General features: G+C 50.9%; 2 tRNA genes and 1 rRNA gene. All 3 read right to left on the bottom strand.

The annotated features are described in order from the left end of the window. Nucleotides 1-132: ribosomal RNA gene (locus GQ57_RS12730) — 23S ribosomal RNA — on the bottom strand; the annotation flags it as partial. Nucleotides 133-405: 273 nt separating this feature from the next. Further along, nucleotides 406-481: transfer RNA gene (locus GQ57_RS12725), tRNA-Ala, on the bottom strand. 41 nt (nt 482-522) lie between these two features. Beyond that, nucleotides 523-599 (bottom strand) — tRNA-Ile (locus GQ57_RS12720). Between the last annotated feature and the right edge of the window lie 96 nt (nt 600-695).

Below are 695 nucleotides of genomic sequence, written 5' to 3'. Positions count from 1 at the left end.
CCGGGTTTCCCCATTCGGACATCTACGGATCAAAGCTTGTTTGCCAGCTCCCCGTAGCTTTTCGCAGGCTACCGCGTCCTTCATCGCCTGTGATCGCCAAGGCATCCACCACATGCACTTGTTCGCTTGACCCTATAACGAGTCTGTCTCGTTACAGGTTGAGTTCTCGCGTTGTGCCGTATTCCAATTGAGTCAAACATAGAGTTCGAATCATCTTGAGATACATCGATACAATCACAACCCGGATAGTTTTCACGTCCATCTCATAGACGCTTCCGCTATCCAAATTACTTACTTCTTCCAGATTGTTAAAGAACGACAGCCGATACATACTACGTATCACTCTGACTGGCTCAATCGCCAATGACAAAGATTCGACCACGTCGAACGCTTGTCATTGAAGATTGGTGGAGGCAGACGGGATCGAACCGACGACCCCCTGCTTGCAAAGCAGGTGCTCTCCCAGCTGAGCTATGCCCCCATTTGAGTACAGATGACCTCAGGTGTGTTACCGCCAGACAATGGTGGGTCTGGTTGGATTCGAACCAACGACCCCCGCCTTATCAAGACGGTGCTCTAACCGACTGAGCTACAGACCCCTGAGTCTGTCTTTAATTTACAGCCGATAAGCGTGAGCGCTCAACTTTGCGAGAAGCTCTGGAAAGGAGGTGATCCAGCCGCACCTTCCGATACGG

The organism is Burkholderia sp. MSh2, assembly GCF_000731655.1.
Classification (GTDB): domain Bacteria; phylum Pseudomonadota; class Gammaproteobacteria; order Burkholderiales; family Burkholderiaceae; genus Burkholderia; species Burkholderia paludis.
Note: the sequence above shows the minus strand (reverse complement) of the source record. Positions and strands in the feature narration are given on the sequence as shown.